Origin of the sequence: Streptomyces sp. NPDC015131, from assembly GCF_043079975.1 — a bacterium.
GTDB lineage: Bacteria > Actinomycetota > Actinomycetes > Streptomycetales > Streptomycetaceae > Streptomyces.
The window spans coordinates 473081-488169 of the sequence record NZ_JBIBVB010000006.1; the positions used below are offsets into that span (position 1 = coordinate 473081).

A 15089-nucleotide genomic window follows, 5' to 3' on the forward strand; every position below is an offset into this window, starting at 1 on the left:
CAATCCCAATTGGGCGGGCGGCGCGATCAGTACGCCTGCAGGGCGCCGACCCGGTGGTACAGGTACTCGTTGTGCTCGGCACCCGAAGTCCGGAGACGCTCCAGGGGGACCTGGCACAACGCGGTCATCCGCTGCTGGTCGCTGCAGACGACGCCGTACCAGCACGCCTCGATCAAGTGGAAGGCATGGGCGGAAGGCCCGGAGCCCCATGGCTGGGAGTCGTCGGACCGCATGATGGATACGGCGCTCTTGCACCCCCTCCGTGGCGCTCGTCACCCGGAACAGGGCTCCGCCCACGACCTCCGATTCGCACCGGGCCGGTGACGTTCAGGTGGTGAACTCGCCCACCCAGGTACCCAGCAAGAGGTGCCGCGGCAGATACTCCGACTCGACCTCGATCGGGAAGCCGGCGTCATGAGCGAGACAGGCCACCGCGAGTGGCCCGACGGCGACGAACCCGTCACTGTCCTGGGCGCGCTCGGTGTCGGCGGTCCAGTATTCCTTGTGCCACTTCAGGGCGTTGGCCAGTGAGGTGGTGAAACGCTCGTGATCACCGGTGACAAACCGGTGGAACAGGTCGATGTGCGGCCACAGGATCTTCGACAGCAGTTCCGGTCCGGCGATCGGGGCGGCTCCCGGGGCCGCCCCGCGGGCGGCCTCCACCAGCTTCTGCCCCACGTCCCCGCGCCCCGACCAGTACGTTTGCAGCGTCTCGATCCAGGCGAAGACGTACTCGTCATAGACCGAACTGGACTGGCGGAGAAGCGAAACCGGCACCTCGCACAAGCCGTCGATGCGTTCCTTGTCGCGGCAGATGACGGCCAGCCAAAAGGCCGTCAACCAGTTGCCCGCGTCGATCCACGGCTGGGGGCCCGTCGCCGGGACCGTGCGTATCTCGTGGTGGATACGTGATTCCACACTCGGAGCCGAGGTCGTGGCCGCTGCGAACATGGCTGAGCCGGACTGCATGGCTGTGACCCACACGTCCCAGGTCTCCAGCCACTGCGCCGTGGGATCGGCGGCAGTCCTGGCCCGCGCCAGGATCAACGACGTACTCATCGCGTCAGCGATGGCCTGAGGAGACTCGTGCAGGTCCTCCAGCGCCCAGACGGTCCCACGGTCGAGGACCGGCTCGCGCCCCGGGGCGTTGTCCGCAGGAATGTCATGGCGGGGGACGACGACGGTCACTGGCGTCCTTCCCTGTAGAGGTCGAAGTACTGAAGATTGGCCCCAGCATAGGTTCCGGGATGGTCGTTGGCGTGAACGAGGACGTATTGCACCTTCCTGTTACGCAGCGCGCGCCCCATGTCCTCGGCGATCCCCTTGTCCGGATCGCCACGTTTGGTCATCTCGTGGAGGATGGTCCGGACGTATTCGATCGTCCCCTGCTTCACCATTGCCCGACTCTCCGGCCCTGCTCCCTTGCGCCAGTCCAGTGTCCCGCCAGGCGCCTTTGCCTCGACAATGACGAAGTCACCCTTGCCGTTGTCCAGACGGTACAACTGGTCAAATCTTCTCGCCCCATTTCCCGTCTCCATGAGCGAGATCTCCGCGGCGTTCTTGAATGCCTTGGGGATGGCGTGCAGCCGCGCCGCTCCTTCGCCGAGCTGCTCGCCGATCTGCGTATTGTTGGGTCGGTCACCCATCGCCGCACGGGCGCTCTCCAGAGCTCGCAGGGTGTCGGCGGTCGGCCCCCTTTCGTGAGATCTCTGGGCGTCGCCGAGATCGAGGTAGGCCTTGTGAGCCTCGGCCAGCTCGTCGAGCTCGGATCTGACTTCACGCCGCACTGAGTCCAGCCCGATGTTCTTCGGTTTCAACCGGTAGTACTCGCGGTCCGCGTAAGGCAGTTCGTTCGTTGCGATCAGTCGGCCGTCGGGCAATTCGGTCAGCTTGGGAAGCAGTTGCCCGTCCACGTATCTGTCCGCATCCCGGCGGTGGAAGCGAGCGTCGTAGTGAGCGTGGCGCCAGGCCGGGTCCTCATTCGCCAGCCGAACGTGCTCGTCCTGGATTCGCTTCTTCTCCTCGGCCGAACGGGGCGGCGTTTGGTCGCCCGTTTCGTTCCCCGCTCCTCCGTCCGTCCGGGCGGGCTGCCCTGCTTCACCGTTGACCTGTCCGGCATCGGCCGAGCCAGTGGCACCCTCACCATGCGGGGCAGGGACAGGGTCCGAGCCAGAGGGGTCGGGGCGTGTCGTCGCGCGAGCACCGTGGTCAGAAGTGGCAGGACCACCGTGGCCGTTCCCGGAAGTCGTGGAACCAGGCCCCCTGTCGTGCCCTTCACCGGCCGGCGAGCCGCTCGCACGGTCTCCGGTGCTCGGGTGGGCGTCGGAGCTGTCCCCGCGGTCCGGGCCGGAGTCGCCCAGGGCGTTGGACGGCATGTGCTCACCGACGCGTCCGCCTGGTGTGCGGTCCGGATCGGGGGCGGCGGGATCGGTGCCGATCCGCCCCACGTCCCCCGGCGTCCCGTCCGGGCCGCCGCCGGCCGTGCCCTCCGTCGCGCGGGCGTCCGCGCCGACCAGGGCGGGTTGGCGGGCGGGGGCCGGGCGGGTTTCTCGGCGGGCCTCCTCGGCGGCCTGGAGCAGCGTGCCGTTCGCGTCGTAGAGGTCGCCGCGGGGCGTGAGGTACACCGTGTCGCCCTGGGCGTCGGTGTGCCGGACCGTGCCCTGCGGGAGGGTGAGCGTCCCGTCGGTGACCCTGAGGGTGCCCTCCGGTACGGGCACCGCGCCGGGCGGGGCCGGGGTGCCGGCCGGGAGGCGGACCAGGCCGTCGCCGAGGTCGACCGAGCCCCGCGGGGCCGGGGTGCCGGCGGGGAGGCGGACCGTGCCCGGGGGGACCTCCAGGACGCCCGCGGGGACCTCGGCGCCGGCCGGGAGGCGCAACGTTCCGTCGGGCAGGACGGAGGCCCCCGCCGGCAGCTCGACCGTGCCGGGCGGAAGGCTCACGTCGACCCGGCCCATGCCGCGCAGGCCCTTCATGACGTCACCGATCCGCGACAGGCTCGCGGCGGCGCCCTTGAACAGGTACACCGTCGGGTCCACCGCCCGGCCCGCCCTGCCCACGAAGGAGATCGCCCTGGCCGTCCGCCCCGCGCCCGCGACCGCGCCCCCGGCCCCGCCCGTGAAGACGGTGCTCAGGAAGTTGAAGGTGACCGCCCCGCCCGCCCGGCCGGGGTTCTCCTTCCACTGGTCCCAGGCCAGGAACGCCTTGCCCGCCTCCTTCGTGGCGGTACGCGAGTCCCGCAGCCAGCCGGGGAGTTCCTCGTCGCGCGCCGAGCCGTACCACCCGCCCACGACCGGGACCGAGCTGATCGCCAGTCCCGTCGCGACCATGCCCAGGCCCTTCCACGCCTGTCCGGCCTCGTCCCAGCCATGGACGCCCACCAGCGTGCCGAGGCTGGTGACGGTGCCCCACACACCGTCGACGAAGAAGCCCTCCAGGAAGTCGCCGGTGTGCTCCCAGACCTGCCACCCCGGGGTGGACTCGGCGACCGCTTCGCCCCACGGCAGGGCCTTGACCTGCTTGAGCACCTCGGCGTCGTAGCCGTACATCCCCGGCTGGTGCGAGCCGTCGTCCACCTTCAGCGGCGGCTTCCCGACCAGGGCCACGATCGTGTCGTGGCAGGTCCGCTCGGCCGCCTGGAACCGGGCCCAGACTTCGGCGACCTCATTGCGGCGGCCGAGGTTCTCGTCGATCAGGTCGCCGTCCTCGCGCCAGGTCTCGTCACCGGCGACCTTGGCACGGAACTCCGCGGCGGACCGCCGCAGTTCGTCCAGCCTCTTCACCAGGGGCCGGATCTCGTCGGCGTACGTCCCCAGCGCACCGGCGATCACGCACAGGTCCCCGCCGACGTCGAGGGCCAGGTCCTGCACCGGCTTCGTCGTGGCGAAGAGCTGGTCGGCCTCCGGCGCCTTGTAGTAGGCGCTCAGGCCACCGAAGGAGCTGTGCACGTCACCGGCGGCCGTGGAGATCCTGGCCCCCGCGCCGGACAGTGCCTTCACCTTCGCGGCGAGTTCCGTCTCGTCACCGGTGAACCGCGGTATTTCCGCCGGGTCGACCGGCGCGTCGCTGCTCAACTCGTCGTTCCCCCCGAACGAATGGATCTTGTGTACGACATGCCTATCAACCCCGTCGTCACGGGTGCAATCGGCAATCGCGCCAGTTCCGGCCCGTCTCCGGGCCAGCCCCGCACCATGCGTGCGTCGACCGGGGTTCGCGGACGGGAAGGATGCCCGGACGCACGCGTGCGGGGACCGCGCGATGGCCCCGACACCGCGCCCGTCCCCGGTCGTCCCGACACCGTGCCCGTCCCCGGTCGTCTCGACACCGTGCCCGTCCCCGGTCGTCTCGACACCGCGCCCGTCCCCCGTCGTCCCGACACCGCGCCCGTCCCCGGTCGTCTCGACACCGCGCCGTCCCCGGTCGTAGGCTCCCGTCGATCCCCCAGCCAGCAGCCCGCCCGTCCGGCGGGCTCTTCGTCGTGCCCGCGAGGAGACATCCATGAAGCTCGGACTCACCTGCCCCCGGTTCGTCTGGCCCGGCGGTACGCCCGCCCTCGCGGCCCGGTTCGGGGACGTCGTACGCGGCGCGGAGGACGCCGGGCTCGACAGCTTCTGGGTGATGGACCACCTCTTCCAGATACCGAACTTCGGTGCCCCGGAGGACCCGATGCCCGAGGCGTACAGCCTCCTCTCGTACGCCGCCGCCCTCACCCGCCGTGTCACCCTCGGCACCCTCGTCACCTGCGTCACGTACCGCGCGCCCGGTCTGCTCCTCAAGCAGGTCACCACCCTGGACGTGCTGTCCGGCGGGCGGGCCGTGCTCGGGATCGGCGCCGGGTTCCACGAGGAGGAGCACCGGGGCCTCGGGTTCCGGCTGCCGCCGGTCGCCGAGCGGTTCGAGCGGCTGGAGGAGACGCTGCGGATCGCCACGCGCATGTGGAGCGCCGAGGACACCCCGTACGAGGGCAGGCACTACCAGCTGGGCCGCACCCTCAACTCCCCGCAGTCCCTCTCCCGCCCCCGCCCGCCGATCCTGGTCGGCGGTGGGGGCGAGCGGCGGACCCTGCGGCTCGTGGCGCGGTACGCGGACGCCTGCAACCTCTTCCTCGGCGCCGACGTGCCCCACAAGCTCCGGGTGCTGCGCGCCCACTGCGAGGCGGAGCGGCGTCCGTACGAGGCGATCGAGAAGACGCTCCACATGCGCGTGCCGGACGAACAGTCCGTGGCCGAGACCGTCCAGCTCTGCGGCGAACTCGCCGAGCAGGGCATCGGGCATGTCATCGTCGCCCTGCCCGACCCGTCCACCGACGCGGCCCGCACCCGGCTGGCCGAACTGGCCCGGCAGGTCCGCCCGCTCACCCCCGGCCCCGGAAACTGACGCGTGTCCCCGGCCCCGGGCCCTTCCGTACCGCCGGAGGGCCCGGCGGCCGATCATGGCAATCTGGCCCGATGAAGACCATCGGACTGATCGGCGGCATGAGCTGGGAATCCAGCGCGGAGTACTACCGGCTCCTCAACCAGCTCGTACGCGAACGCCTCGGCGGGCTGCACTCGGCGCGGTGCATCCTGCACTCCGTCGACTTCGCCGAGATCGAGCGGCTCCAGGTCTCCGGTGAGTGGGAGCAGGCCGGCGAGGTGCTCGCCGAGGCCGCGCGCGGGCTCGCCGCCGCCGGGGCGGACCTGCTGCTGATCTGTACGAACACGATGCACAAGGTCGCCGGGCAGGTGGAGGACGCCGTCCCCGTACCGCTGCTCCACCTCGGGGACGCCACCGCCGACGCCGTACGGGCGGCCGGGCTGAAGACGGTGGGGCTGCTGGGCACCGCGTTCACCATGGAGCAGGCGTTCTACCGCGACCGGCTCGCCGGGCACGGCCTCACCGTGCTGGTGCCCGAGCCGGAGGGGCGGGCCGAGGTGCACCGGATCATCTACGAGGAGCTGTGCCTCGGCGTGGTGGACGACGCCTCCCGCGACACCTTCCGGCGGGTCGTCGACCAGCTGGTGGCCGACGGCGCGGAGGGCATCGTCCTCGGCTGCACCGAGATCGAGCTGCTGTACGGCCAGGAGCACAGCCCCGTACCGGTCTTCCCCACCACCCGGCTGCACGCCGAGGCCGCCGTCACGGCCGCCCTCCGCCCCTGAACCGCCGCGCCCGCGCCGGCAACGCCGGCAACGTACGTACGGGAAAGGCCCGTACGAAGGGCCCGTCCCGGCAGCGGAACGGGCCCTTCCCAGCCACAGACACGCGACGTGCCTGTGACGCGTCTCTCACTCGTCTCTCACTCGTCGAGCGTGAGCCCCTTGCGCAGCTTGGTCAGCGTGCGGGAGAGCAGCCGCGAGACGTGCATCTGCGAGATGTTCAGCTCCTCGCCGATCTCCGACTGCGTGAGGCCCGCGACGAAGCGCAGCGACAGGATCTTCCGGTCGCGCGCCGGGAGGGAGGCGATCAGCGGCTTGAGGGACTCGATGTACTCGATGCCCTCCAGCCCGTGGTCCTCGTAGCCGATGCGGTCCGCGAGCGCGCCCTCGGAGTCGTCCTCCTCGGGCTGGGCGTCGAGCGAGCTGGCCGTGTAGGCGTTGCTCGCCGCCATCCCCTCGACGACCTCCTCCTTGGTGATCCCGAGCTTGTCCGCGAGTTCGGCCACAGTGGGGGAGCGGTCGAGCTGCTGGGCGAGCTCGTCCCCGGCCTTGGCCAGGTCGAGGCGGAGTTCCTGGAGCCTGCGCGGGACGCGTACCGACCAGGAGGTGTCGCGGAAGAACCGTTTGATCTCTCCGACGATGGTTGGCATCGCGAAGGTGGGGAACTCGACCCCTCGGCTGAGTTCGAAGCGGTCGATGGCCTTGATCAGACCGATGGTGCCGACCTGGACGATGTCCTCCATCGGCTCACTGCGGGAGCGGAACCGGGAGGCGGCGAACTTGACCAGTGCGAGGTTGAGTTCCACCAGCGTGTTGCGGACGTACGCGTGCTCGTACGTCCCTTCCTCGAGCGTTTCGAGGCGCGCGAACAGCGTCTTGGAGAGGGCCCTCGCGTCGAGCGGTTCGACCTCGTCGTACGGAGGGATGTCGGGCAGGCCGAGATCTGCGGTCACGGTCTGCTCGTACAGATGATCGTGCTGGAACGGAGTTGCCGACGCCGCGTCCTGGGTACGCGTCTCGTCGAGCCGGGGTGACATGGGGTCCTCCATCGTTCTCGGCATATGGCCGCCGATGCCCAAAGAGTGTGGCTGCGGTGTGCGGCGCCTCCAAAGCCGGCCGTGTTGGTTGTGTCCCTACTAGCCCTACCCGCTTCACACGGATCGTTGCAAGTGTCAATTGTTCCATATGTCCGTCTTGTGGTTAAGTCCTGACTACCGACCGCCGTTCAGAAGGCGTAGGGTTCTACCGACTCAACGGCATCGGCGAAGAGGGACGGCATGGACCGCGGGACGGTCGGCAGCGCGAATCAGGGCCGGCTCAAGGTCGGGGTCCGGACGGAAGGCCGCAGCGAAGTACTGACGCCGGCGGGTGAGCTCGATCACCACACCGCCGAGCTGCTGCGCGAGCCGCTGGACGCCGCACTCGATCAGGGCCGCACACGCTTGGTGGTCGACTGCTCGCAGCTTGCGTTCTGCGACTCCACCGGGCTCAACGTGCTGCTCGGCGCACGCCTGAAGGCGGAGGCCGCGGGCGGCGCGGTCCACCTCGCGGGCATGCAGCCCGTGGTGGCCAGGGTGTTCGAGATCACCGGCGCGGAGGCGGTCTTCACCGTCCACGACTCGCTGGAATCGGCACTCGCCGACTGAGGCGACAAAGCGGGTGTTGTCCCGGATCGGCCGGGCAGAAGAACCCCGCGGCAACTGTACGGAGGGGCTCCGCACACGCAGTGACGGCCCCCTCACTGCCCTGTGACGACGTAATGGCGACTTGGTGAAATCGGTGAGGTGAAGCGCTGATGGGTATCACCCAGCAGCATCCGCCGAGCGATCTCGGCCCCCAGCCGGACGGTTCCGGCCTCGGTGCCGGCGCGTCGGTACCGGCTTCCTCCGCCGCGTTCACCACGCCGGAGGTGAGGTCCGACATGTCAGGTGCGGCGTCCGGGTCGGAGCCCGGGGCCACGCCCGCTGGACGCCGGACGCGGCGTCTCTCGCTGGGCAGTGCCAGCGGGATCGTGCCGCTCGCCCGGGACTTCACTCGGCAGGCGCTGTACGACTGGGGCTGGCTCCCCGCGGCCACCGCCGACCGGCGGGCCGCCGCCGAGGACGTCCTCCTCGTGGTCTCGGAGCTCGTCACCAACGCCTGTCTGCACGCCGAGGGCCCCGAGGAGCTGCGCGTCTCGCTGGACTCGAAGGTGCTGCGGCTGGAGGTGGAGGACCGCGGGGCCGGCCAGCCCGCGCCGCGTACGCCCCACCGCGCCGGACGCCCGGGCGGACACGGCATGTTCATCGTCCAGCGGCTCTGCCTCGACTGGGGAGTCGTCCGCGCCGACGACGCGCCCGGCAAGACGGTCTGGGCCGAACTGGCGGCCCCCGCCTAGCCGGAGGCGTACGCCGCCGGACGCCCGCCCGCCGCCGGGAGACGGCACGGGCGGCACCGGGGGCCCGCGGAAGCCCGTACGGGGACGTGGAGCACGGCAGCCGCCGTGCTCTTTGCTTTTCCCCGGCCCCGCCACCCCCCCGTACGACCCGGACACGCATGGACACGAAGGGACACGAAAAGGGCCGCCGTACCGGACGAATCCGGTACAGCGGCCCTATCGCTGCGTCAGCGGGCGTCCCGTCAGTGGACGTTGCCCATCAGCGTCTGCACCTTCTTGCGGTACATGAACACCGCCACACCCGCGAGGGCCGCCAGTGTGGCCTCCATCGCGATGATCCCGGTGCCGTTCAGGTCGACCCCCGCCAGCGAGAGCAGACCGGTGGTGCAGTCGCCCGCGGTGACCGCGAGGAACCAGACGCCCATCATCTGCGAGGCGTACTTCTGCGGCGCCATCTTGGTGGTCACCGACAGGCCCACGGGGGAGAGGCACAGCTCACCGATGGTCTGGATCATGTAGATCGAGACGAGCCACATCGGGGAGACCTTGGTGCCGTCGCCCGCCATGCCCATCGGGACGATGAAGACGAAGAACGACGCACCGACCAGCACCAGGCCCATCGCGAACTTCACGACGGTGTTCGGCTCCTGGTTCTTCCGCGCCAGCCACAGCCACAGCCAGGCGAAGACCGGGGCCAGCGCCATGACGAACAGCGGGTTCAGCGACTGGTACCAGGTCGCCGAGAAGACGAAGCCGAAGACGCTGTCCGCGGTCTTGCTGTCCGCGAAGAGCGACAGGGTCGAGCCGCCCTGGTCGTAGATCATCCAGAAGATGGCGGCGGCCACGAAGAACCAGATGTAGCCGTTCATCTTGGACTGCTCGGTGACCGACAGCTCCTTGTCGCGCTTGATGCGGACGAGGACGGCGACCGGGATCACCAGGCCGGCGAGGGTCAGCGGGACCAGCGCCCAGTTCAGGGTGAACGCGCCGATGGCGACGACGACGCCGTAGAAGACCGCGGCCGCGAGCACCGCGCCGGTGACCTTCAGGAGGATCGCGCGGCGCTCCTCCGGGCTCAGCGGGTTCGGTACGACGTTGCTCTTCGGGCTCAGGTGGCGCGTGCCGAGCAGGAACTGGAGCAGGCCCAGGCCCATGCCCAGCGCGGCGAGCGCGAAGCCGAAGTGCCAGTTGTGCTCCTTGCCGACCGTGCCGATGACGAACGGGGCGACGAAGGCACCGAGGTTGATGCCGATGTAGAAGAGCGTGAAGCCACCGTCGCGGCGCGGGTCCTCGGGGCCGTCGTAGAGGTGGCCCACCATCGTGGAGATGTTGGCCTTCAGCAGACCGGAACCGGCGGCGACCAGCACCAGGCCGACGAAGAACATCGCCTGGCCGGGCAGGGCCAGCGACAGGTGACCCGTCATGATCACGGCACCGGCGATCGCGACCGTCTTGCGGGCGCCCCAGACGCGGTCGCCGAACCAGCCGCCCGGCATGGCCATCAGGTAGACCATCGAGACGTAGACGGAGTAGATGGCCGTGGCCGTGGCCGCGGTCATCGCAAGGCCGCCGCCCTGGCTGCCCGTCGCGGCGTCGGCGCCGCCCGAGACCAGGTAGTACACGAGCAGGGCGCGCATGCCGTAGTAGCTGAAGCGCTCCCACATCTCGGTCAGGAAGAGAGTGGCCAGGCCGCGGGGGTGGCCGAAGAAGGTCTTGCCGCCAGTGGGTGTTCCGGCGGCGTCCTTCGTCAGGCTGGACGCCATGGGTCGATCCTTGCTTGCTCGGGACGCGCTGCGCTTCGTGAGCGGTCACGCGCCCGGTGGGGGGCGGCCGGCACCGGCACGGGTTCCGCCCCACCCCCACGCCCACAGGGGTCCGCCCGTACGGCATACGGATCGGGGGGACAGTCCGCACCGGGATCCACGCCCCGGACATGTCATTGCATGGCGGGGCCCGGCCCACAGGTCATTCACTGTCGTGAGCCCGGTCCACCGGACCGGCCTCACGCAGAAAGAGACCCTTGGCGCGAAGTGGGCCAAAGGTCCCCGGATAGTGCATCAGGCGTCTCGCCACCATACGACACGACAGGGAGGCATATGGAAGGACTTGAGAGATGGATCACAGGTGTCGCTGGAACCGTCAGAGCTGTTTCGAAGGTATTCCCCAGGATGCCGCCCCATACTCGCAGGGCGTAACGATCATCGTGCGATCCCCCCTCTCACCAGGACGGGTGCGGACTACCATCACCCCATGACCCGTGTACTGCTCGCCGAGGACGACGCATCCATCTCGGAACCGCTGGCCCGCGCCCTGCGGCGGGAGGGTTACGAGGTCGAGGTGCGGGAGGACGGGCCCAGCGCGCTCGACACCGGGCTCCAGGGCCATGTCGACCTGGTCGTGCTGGATCTGGGGCTGCCCGGGATGGACGGGCTGGAGGTGGCGCGGCGCCTGCGCTCGGACGGGCTGACGGTGCCCATCCTGGTGCTGACCGCCCGCGCCGACGAGGTCGACACCGTGGTCGGGCTGGACGCGGGCGCCGACGACTACGTCACCAAGCCGTTCCGCCTCGCCGAGCTGCTCGCCCGCGTCCGGGCCCTGCTGCGGCGCGGCGCCACCGAGCCGGCCCCGGCCCCCGCCACCCACGGGGTGCGCATCGACGTGGAGTCGCACCGCGCCTGGATGGGCGAGGAGGAGCTGCAGCTCACCGCCAAGGAGTTCGACCTGCTGCGCGTCCTCGTCCGCGACGCCGGCCGGGTCGTCACCCGCGACCAGCTGATGCGCGAGGTGTGGGACACCACCTGGTGGTCGTCCACCAAGACCCTCGACATGCACATCTCCTGGCTGCGCAAGAAGCTCGGCGACGACGCGGCGAACCCGCGCTACATCGCCACCGTGCGCGGTGTGGGCTTCCGCTTCGAAAAGAGCTGAGCGGGCACCGTGCGCCGCCGACTGATCAACTCCACGCTCGCCGTGGTCCTCGTCGTCATCGCCGTCTTCGGGGTCTCCCTCGTCATCGTCGAGACGCGCACCATCAGCAGCAGCGCCCAGGAGAGCGTCGACTCCGAGGCCGTCCGGCTGGTCAGCATCGTGGAGAGCCGGCTCGTGGGCGGGGAGCCGGTGAACCCGCAGATCCTGGGCCGGCAGAGCGGCGCCAAGCGGTACGCCCTGGTCGAGATCCCCGGCCGTCCGGACATCGAGATCGGCGACCGCCCCGACGGCAGCGTCATCCGGGGCAGCGCCGACGGCAAGCGCGGCGAGCGGGTGACCGTCGAGGAGCCCCGCTCCACCGTCACCCGCGAGGTGGGCCGCACGCTGCTGATCATCGGCGCCGTCGCGCTGCTCGCCGTGATCGCCGCCGTCCTCCTCGCCGTACGGCAGGCGAACCGCCTCGCCTCGCCGCTGACCGACCTCGCGGAGACCGCCGAGCGGCTGGGCTCCGGCGACCCGAGGCCCCGCCACAAGCGGTACGGGGTCCCGGAGCTGGACCGGGTCGCCGACGTCCTGGACGCCTCGGCCGAGCGGATCGCCCGGATGCTCACGGCCGAGCGGCGGCTGGCGGCGGACGCGTCGCACCAGCTCCGTACGCCGCTGACCGCGCTGTCCATGCGGCTGGAGGAGATCGCCGAGACCGACGACCCCGACACCGTGAAGGACGAGGCGCACATCGCCCTGACCCAGGTCGAGCGGCTGACCGACGTGGTGCAGCGGCTGCTCACGAACTCGCGCGACCCGCGCACCGGCTCGGCGATCGCCTTCGACCTCGACGAGGTGGTCAAGCAGCAGATCGAGGAGTGGCGGCCGGCGTACCGCAGCGCGGGCCGGGCCATCGTCCGGTCGGGCAAGGTCGGCATGCGGGCGGTGGGCACTCCGGGCGCGGTCGCGCAGGTGCTGGCCGCGCTGATCGAGAACTCGCTGATGCACGGCGGCGGCACCGTCGCCCTGCGCACCCGCGTCACCGGCAACCAGGCCGTCGTGGAGGTCACCGACGAGGGGCCGGGCGTGCCGCCGGACCTCGGGGCCCGGATCTTCGAGCGCACGATCAGCGGCCGCAACTCCACCGGCATCGGGCTGGCCGTCGCCCGCGACCTCGCCGAGGCCGACGGCGGGCGCCTCGAACTGCTCCAGCAGCAGCCGGCGGTCTTCGCGCTGTTCCTCAGCCGCGAGAGCCGCCGCCGCAAGGACCGGGCCCACCCGGAGCCCCCCACCGTGCGCTGACGGCGCGGGACGGCCGCCGCCGGCGGGCGGCTACCGGCGCGGAACGAGCGCTACCAGCGGGCGGCTACCGGCGCGGGGCGACCGGCTCGGGCTCGTGGCGCCGCTGCTCCAGGAACGATTCGGCGGTCTGCACGGCCTCGTGCGCGGGCAGGGTGCGGAAGACCCAGGTGCGGTAGGACCAGAAGCGGAAGAGGGTGGCCACCCCGATGCCGAAGAACTTGAAGAAGTTGTTCTGCAGCGGGCTGTCCCAGCCGAAGCCGTACGTCGCCGCGTACAGCACGCCGTTCTCGATGACCAGCCCGGCCAGGCTGAACAGCAGGAACAGGGTCAGCTCCCTGGTCCGGCCGCTCTTGTCGCGGTCCCGGTAGGTGAAGTACCGGAAGCCCACGTAGTTGAAGACGATGGCGACCACCGTGGCGAGCAGGCTGGCCCGCACGACCGGCAGCTCCGTGGTGTGCCGCAGCAGGTTGAAGACGGCCATGTTCACCAGGAGCCCGAGCCCGCCGACGACACCGAATTTGGCGATCTCGCGGACGAGCTGGTCCAGCCGCACCCGCAGTGCGCCTCGTTCACTCATGGTGATCTTTCAGCCCCGTCCGGTCGAGTGGGTCAACCAAGCCATGCTAACCACCCGCCCCGGACCCCGCTCGGGGACGCCGAAAGGGGTGCCGGACGGTCCGGATACCCTAAGAGGGTGACGTTCCCGGTAGTAGGCATGGTGGGCGGCGGTCAGCTCGCCCGTATGACCCATGAGGCGGGCATCCCGCTCGGGGTCAGGTTCAAGCTCCTCAGCGACTCCCCCCAGGACTCCGCGGCCCAGGTCGTGAGCGATGTCGTCATCGGCGACTACCGCGACCTGGACACGCTGCGTGAGTTCGCGCGCGGCTGCGACGTGATCACGTTCGATCACGAGCACGTACCGACCGAGCACCTGCGGGCCCTGGAAGCGGACGGCATCCCCGTCCGTCCGGGGCCCGACGCGTTGGTGCACGCCCAGGACAAGGGCGTGATGCGCGCCCGGCTCGACGCGATCGGCGCGCCGTCCCCGCGGCACCGGATCGTGGCGGACCCCGCCGACGCGGCCGCCTTCGCCGCCGAGGGCGGCGGCTTCCCGATCATCCTCAAGACGGTGCGCGGCGGGTACGACGGCAAGGGCGTGTGGTTCGTACGCTCCGAGGAGGACGCCCGCGACCCGTTCCTCGCGGGCGTGCCGGTCCTCGCGGAGGAGAAGGTCGACTTCGTGCGCGAGCTGGCGGCCAACATCGTCCGCTCGCCGCACGGCCAGGCCGTGGCGTACCCGGTCGTGGAGTCGCGGCAGGTCGACGGCGTCTGCGACACGGTGATCGCCCCCGCCCCCGGCCTGCCGGCCGACCTGGCCGGCCAGGCGCAGGAGCTGGCGCTGCGGATCGCCAAGGAGCTGGACGTGGTGGGCCACCTGGCCGTCGAGCTCTTCGAGACCCGCGACGGCCGCATCCTGGTGAACGAGCTGGCGATGCGCCCGCACAACTCCGGGCACTGGACCCAGGACGGCGCGGTCACCTCGCAGTTCGCCAACCATGTGCGGGCCGTGCTGGACCTGCCGCTCGGCGACCCCCGGCCGCGCGCCACCTGGACGGTCATGGCGAACGTCCTGGGCGGTGACTACCCCGACATGTACACGGCGTACCTGCACTGCATGGCCCGGGACCCCCAGCTCAAGATCCACATGTACGGCAAGGACGTGAAGCCCGGCCGCAAGGTGGGGCACGTCAACACCTACGGCGACGACCTGGACGACGTGCTGGACCGCGCGCGTCACGCCGCCGGCTACCTGCGAGGAACGATCACCGAATGAGCAGCCCCCTCATTGGCATCGTCATGGGCTCCGACTCCGACTGGCCCGTCATGGAGGCCGCGGCGCAGGCGCTGGACGAGTTCGAGATCCCGTACGAGGTCGACGTCGTCTCCGCGCACCGGATGCCCCGCGAGATGATCGCGTATGGCGAGAACGCCGCGGGCCGGGGCCTGAAGGCGATCATCGCGGGCGCCGGCGGCGCCGCCCACCTCCCGGGCATGCTCGCCTCCGTCACGCCGCTGCCCGTGATCGGGGTGCCGGTCCCGCTGAAGTACCTCGACGGCATGGACTCCCTGCTGTCGATCGTGCAGATGCCCGCGGGCGTCCCGGTCGCCACGGTCTCCGTCGGCGGCGCGCGCAACGCGGGCCTCCTCGCGGCGCGCGTCCTCGCCACCGCGGATCCGGACCTCCTCTCCCGGATGACCGACTTCCAGCAGGAGCTGAACGACCAGGCCACCGACAAGGGCAAGCGGCTGCGGGCCAAGGTCGAGGGCTCGGCGTCGTTCGGCTTCGCCCGGTGACGGACGCC

General features: G+C 70.7%; 14 protein-coding genes. 8 read left to right on the forward strand and 6 right to left on the reverse strand.

The annotated features are described in order from the left end of the window. Positions 1 to 26: 26 nt before the first annotated feature. The 3 genes from ACF08D_RS25410 to ACF08D_RS25420 form a co-directional block, all read right to left on the reverse strand. Complete coding sequence (locus ACF08D_RS25410) at positions 27 to 233, reverse strand: Imm49 family immunity protein (protein ID WP_392225485.1); 207 nt, start codon at positions 231 to 233, stop codon at positions 27 to 29. Between the two features lie 94 nt (positions 234 to 327). Further along, positions 328 to 1188: an immunity 49 family protein gene (locus ACF08D_RS25415; RefSeq protein WP_392225487.1), complete on the reverse strand. Its 861-nt coding sequence runs from the start codon at positions 1186 to 1188 to the stop codon at positions 328 to 330. Next, positions 1185 to 4070, reverse strand: a complete 2886-nt coding sequence (locus ACF08D_RS25420; protein ID WP_392225489.1) for a hypothetical protein — start codon at positions 4068 to 4070, stop codon at positions 1185 to 1187. Before ACF08D_RS25420 ends, ACF08D_RS25415 begins: the two co-directional genes overlap by 4 nt. A gap of 424 nt (positions 4071 to 4494) precedes the next feature. On the opposite strand from ACF08D_RS25420, the gene ACF08D_RS25425 reads away from it, so the two are divergent. Together ACF08D_RS25425 and ACF08D_RS25430 are read left to right on the forward strand one after the other, a co-directional pair. After that, the gene (locus ACF08D_RS25425) at positions 4495 to 5373 is read left to right on the forward strand and encodes an LLM class F420-dependent oxidoreductase (protein ID WP_392225491.1); all 879 of its coding nucleotides are present in this window, start codon (positions 4495 to 4497) and stop codon (positions 5371 to 5373) included. 71 nt (positions 5374 to 5444) lie between these two features. Beyond that, complete coding sequence (locus ACF08D_RS25430) at positions 5445 to 6137, forward strand: aspartate/glutamate racemase family protein (protein WP_392225493.1); 693 nt, start codon at positions 5445 to 5447, stop codon at positions 6135 to 6137. Between the two features lie 137 nt (positions 6138 to 6274). On the opposite strand, the gene ACF08D_RS25435 is transcribed toward ACF08D_RS25430, so the two are convergent. Continuing rightward, positions 6275 to 7171 carry an RNA polymerase sigma factor SigF gene (locus tag ACF08D_RS25435; protein ID WP_392225495.1) on the reverse strand — a complete coding sequence of 299 codons (897 nt, stop codon included), beginning with the start codon at positions 7169 to 7171 and terminating at the stop codon, positions 6275 to 6277. 240 nt (positions 7172 to 7411) lie between these two features. Here ACF08D_RS25435 and ACF08D_RS25440 point away from each other — a divergent pair, with 240 nt between their 5' ends. Together ACF08D_RS25440 and ACF08D_RS25445 are read left to right on the forward strand one after the other, a co-directional pair. Continuing rightward, on the forward strand, positions 7412 to 7780 hold the full coding sequence (locus tag ACF08D_RS25440) for an STAS domain-containing protein (protein WP_392225497.1): 369 nt from the start codon (positions 7412 to 7414) through the stop codon (positions 7778 to 7780). A 149-nt stretch (positions 7781 to 7929) separates the two neighbouring features. Next, positions 7930 to 8511, forward strand: coding sequence for an ATP-binding protein (locus ACF08D_RS25445; RefSeq protein WP_392225499.1), 582 nt, complete (start codon positions 7930 to 7932; stop codon positions 8509 to 8511). Positions 8512 to 8753: 242 nt separating this feature from the next. Here the strand turns inward: ACF08D_RS25445 and ACF08D_RS25450 are convergent, their stop codons facing one another. After that, the gene (locus ACF08D_RS25450) at positions 8754 to 10274 is read right to left on the reverse strand and encodes a peptide MFS transporter (protein ID WP_392225501.1); all 1521 of its coding nucleotides are present in this window, start codon (positions 10272 to 10274) and stop codon (positions 8754 to 8756) included. Between the two features lie 487 nt (positions 10275 to 10761). Here ACF08D_RS25450 and ACF08D_RS25455 point away from each other — a divergent pair, with 487 nt between their 5' ends. Both ACF08D_RS25455 and ACF08D_RS25460 read left to right on the forward strand, forming a co-directional pair. After that, positions 10762 to 11439 carry a response regulator transcription factor gene (locus ACF08D_RS25455; protein ID WP_392225503.1) on the forward strand — a complete coding sequence of 226 codons (678 nt, stop codon included), beginning with the start codon at positions 10762 to 10764 and terminating at the stop codon, positions 11437 to 11439. 9 nt (positions 11440 to 11448) lie between these two features. Continuing rightward, on the forward strand, positions 11449 to 12726 hold the full coding sequence (locus tag ACF08D_RS25460; RefSeq protein ID WP_392225505.1) for an ATP-binding protein: 1278 nt from the start codon (positions 11449 to 11451) through the stop codon (positions 12724 to 12726). Between the two features lie 64 nt (positions 12727 to 12790). On the opposite strand, the gene ACF08D_RS25465 is transcribed toward ACF08D_RS25460, so the two are convergent. After that, positions 12791 to 13303, reverse strand: coding sequence for a GtrA family protein (locus tag ACF08D_RS25465; protein WP_392225507.1), 513 nt, complete (start codon positions 13301 to 13303; stop codon positions 12791 to 12793). 117 nt (positions 13304 to 13420) lie between these two features. Between ACF08D_RS25465 and ACF08D_RS25470 the strand changes: the two genes are divergently transcribed. Further along, complete coding sequence (locus ACF08D_RS25470) at positions 13421 to 14560, forward strand: 5-(carboxyamino)imidazole ribonucleotide synthase (protein WP_392225509.1); 1140 nt, start codon at positions 13421 to 13423, stop codon at positions 14558 to 14560. After that, a complete protein-coding gene (gene purE / locus ACF08D_RS25475; protein ID WP_392225511.1) occupies positions 14557 to 15081 on the forward strand; it encodes a 5-(carboxyamino)imidazole ribonucleotide mutase in 525 nt (174 codons plus the stop codon). The genes ACF08D_RS25470 and purE overlap by 4 nt, the downstream gene beginning before the upstream one ends. The last annotated feature ends 8 nt before the right edge of the window (positions 15082 to 15089 follow it).

Bases quoted from the DNA above. Each gene is read 5' to 3' on its own strand.
- purE (WP_392225511.1), top strand. From the start codon at position 14,557: ATGAGCAGCCCCCTCATTGGCATCGTCATGGGCTCCGACTCCGACTGG.
- ACF08D_RS25425 (WP_392225491.1), top strand. From the start codon at position 4,495: ATGAAGCTCGGACTCACCTGCCCCCGGTTCGTCTGGCCCGGCGGTACG.
- ACF08D_RS25445 (WP_392225499.1), top strand. From the start codon at position 7,930: ATGGGTATCACCCAGCAGCATCCGCCGAGCGATCTCGGCCCCCAGCCG.
- ACF08D_RS25435 (WP_392225495.1), bottom strand. From the start codon at position 7,171: ATGTCACCCCGGCTCGACGAGACGCGTACCCAGGACGCGGCGTCGGCA.
- ACF08D_RS25440 (WP_392225497.1), top strand. From the start codon at position 7,412: ATGGACCGCGGGACGGTCGGCAGCGCGAATCAGGGCCGGCTCAAGGTC.
- ACF08D_RS25455 (WP_392225503.1), top strand. From the start codon at position 10,762: ATGACCCGTGTACTGCTCGCCGAGGACGACGCATCCATCTCGGAACCG.
- ACF08D_RS25410 (WP_392225485.1), bottom strand. From the start codon at position 233: ATGCGGTCCGACGACTCCCAGCCATGGGGCTCCGGGCCTTCCGCCCAT.
- ACF08D_RS25450 (WP_392225501.1), bottom strand. From the start codon at position 10,274: ATGGCGTCCAGCCTGACGAAGGACGCCGCCGGAACACCCACTGGCGGC.
- ACF08D_RS25465 (WP_392225507.1), bottom strand. From the start codon at position 13,303: ATGAGTGAACGAGGCGCACTGCGGGTGCGGCTGGACCAGCTCGTCCGC.
- ACF08D_RS25430 (WP_392225493.1), top strand. From the start codon at position 5,445: ATGAAGACCATCGGACTGATCGGCGGCATGAGCTGGGAATCCAGCGCG.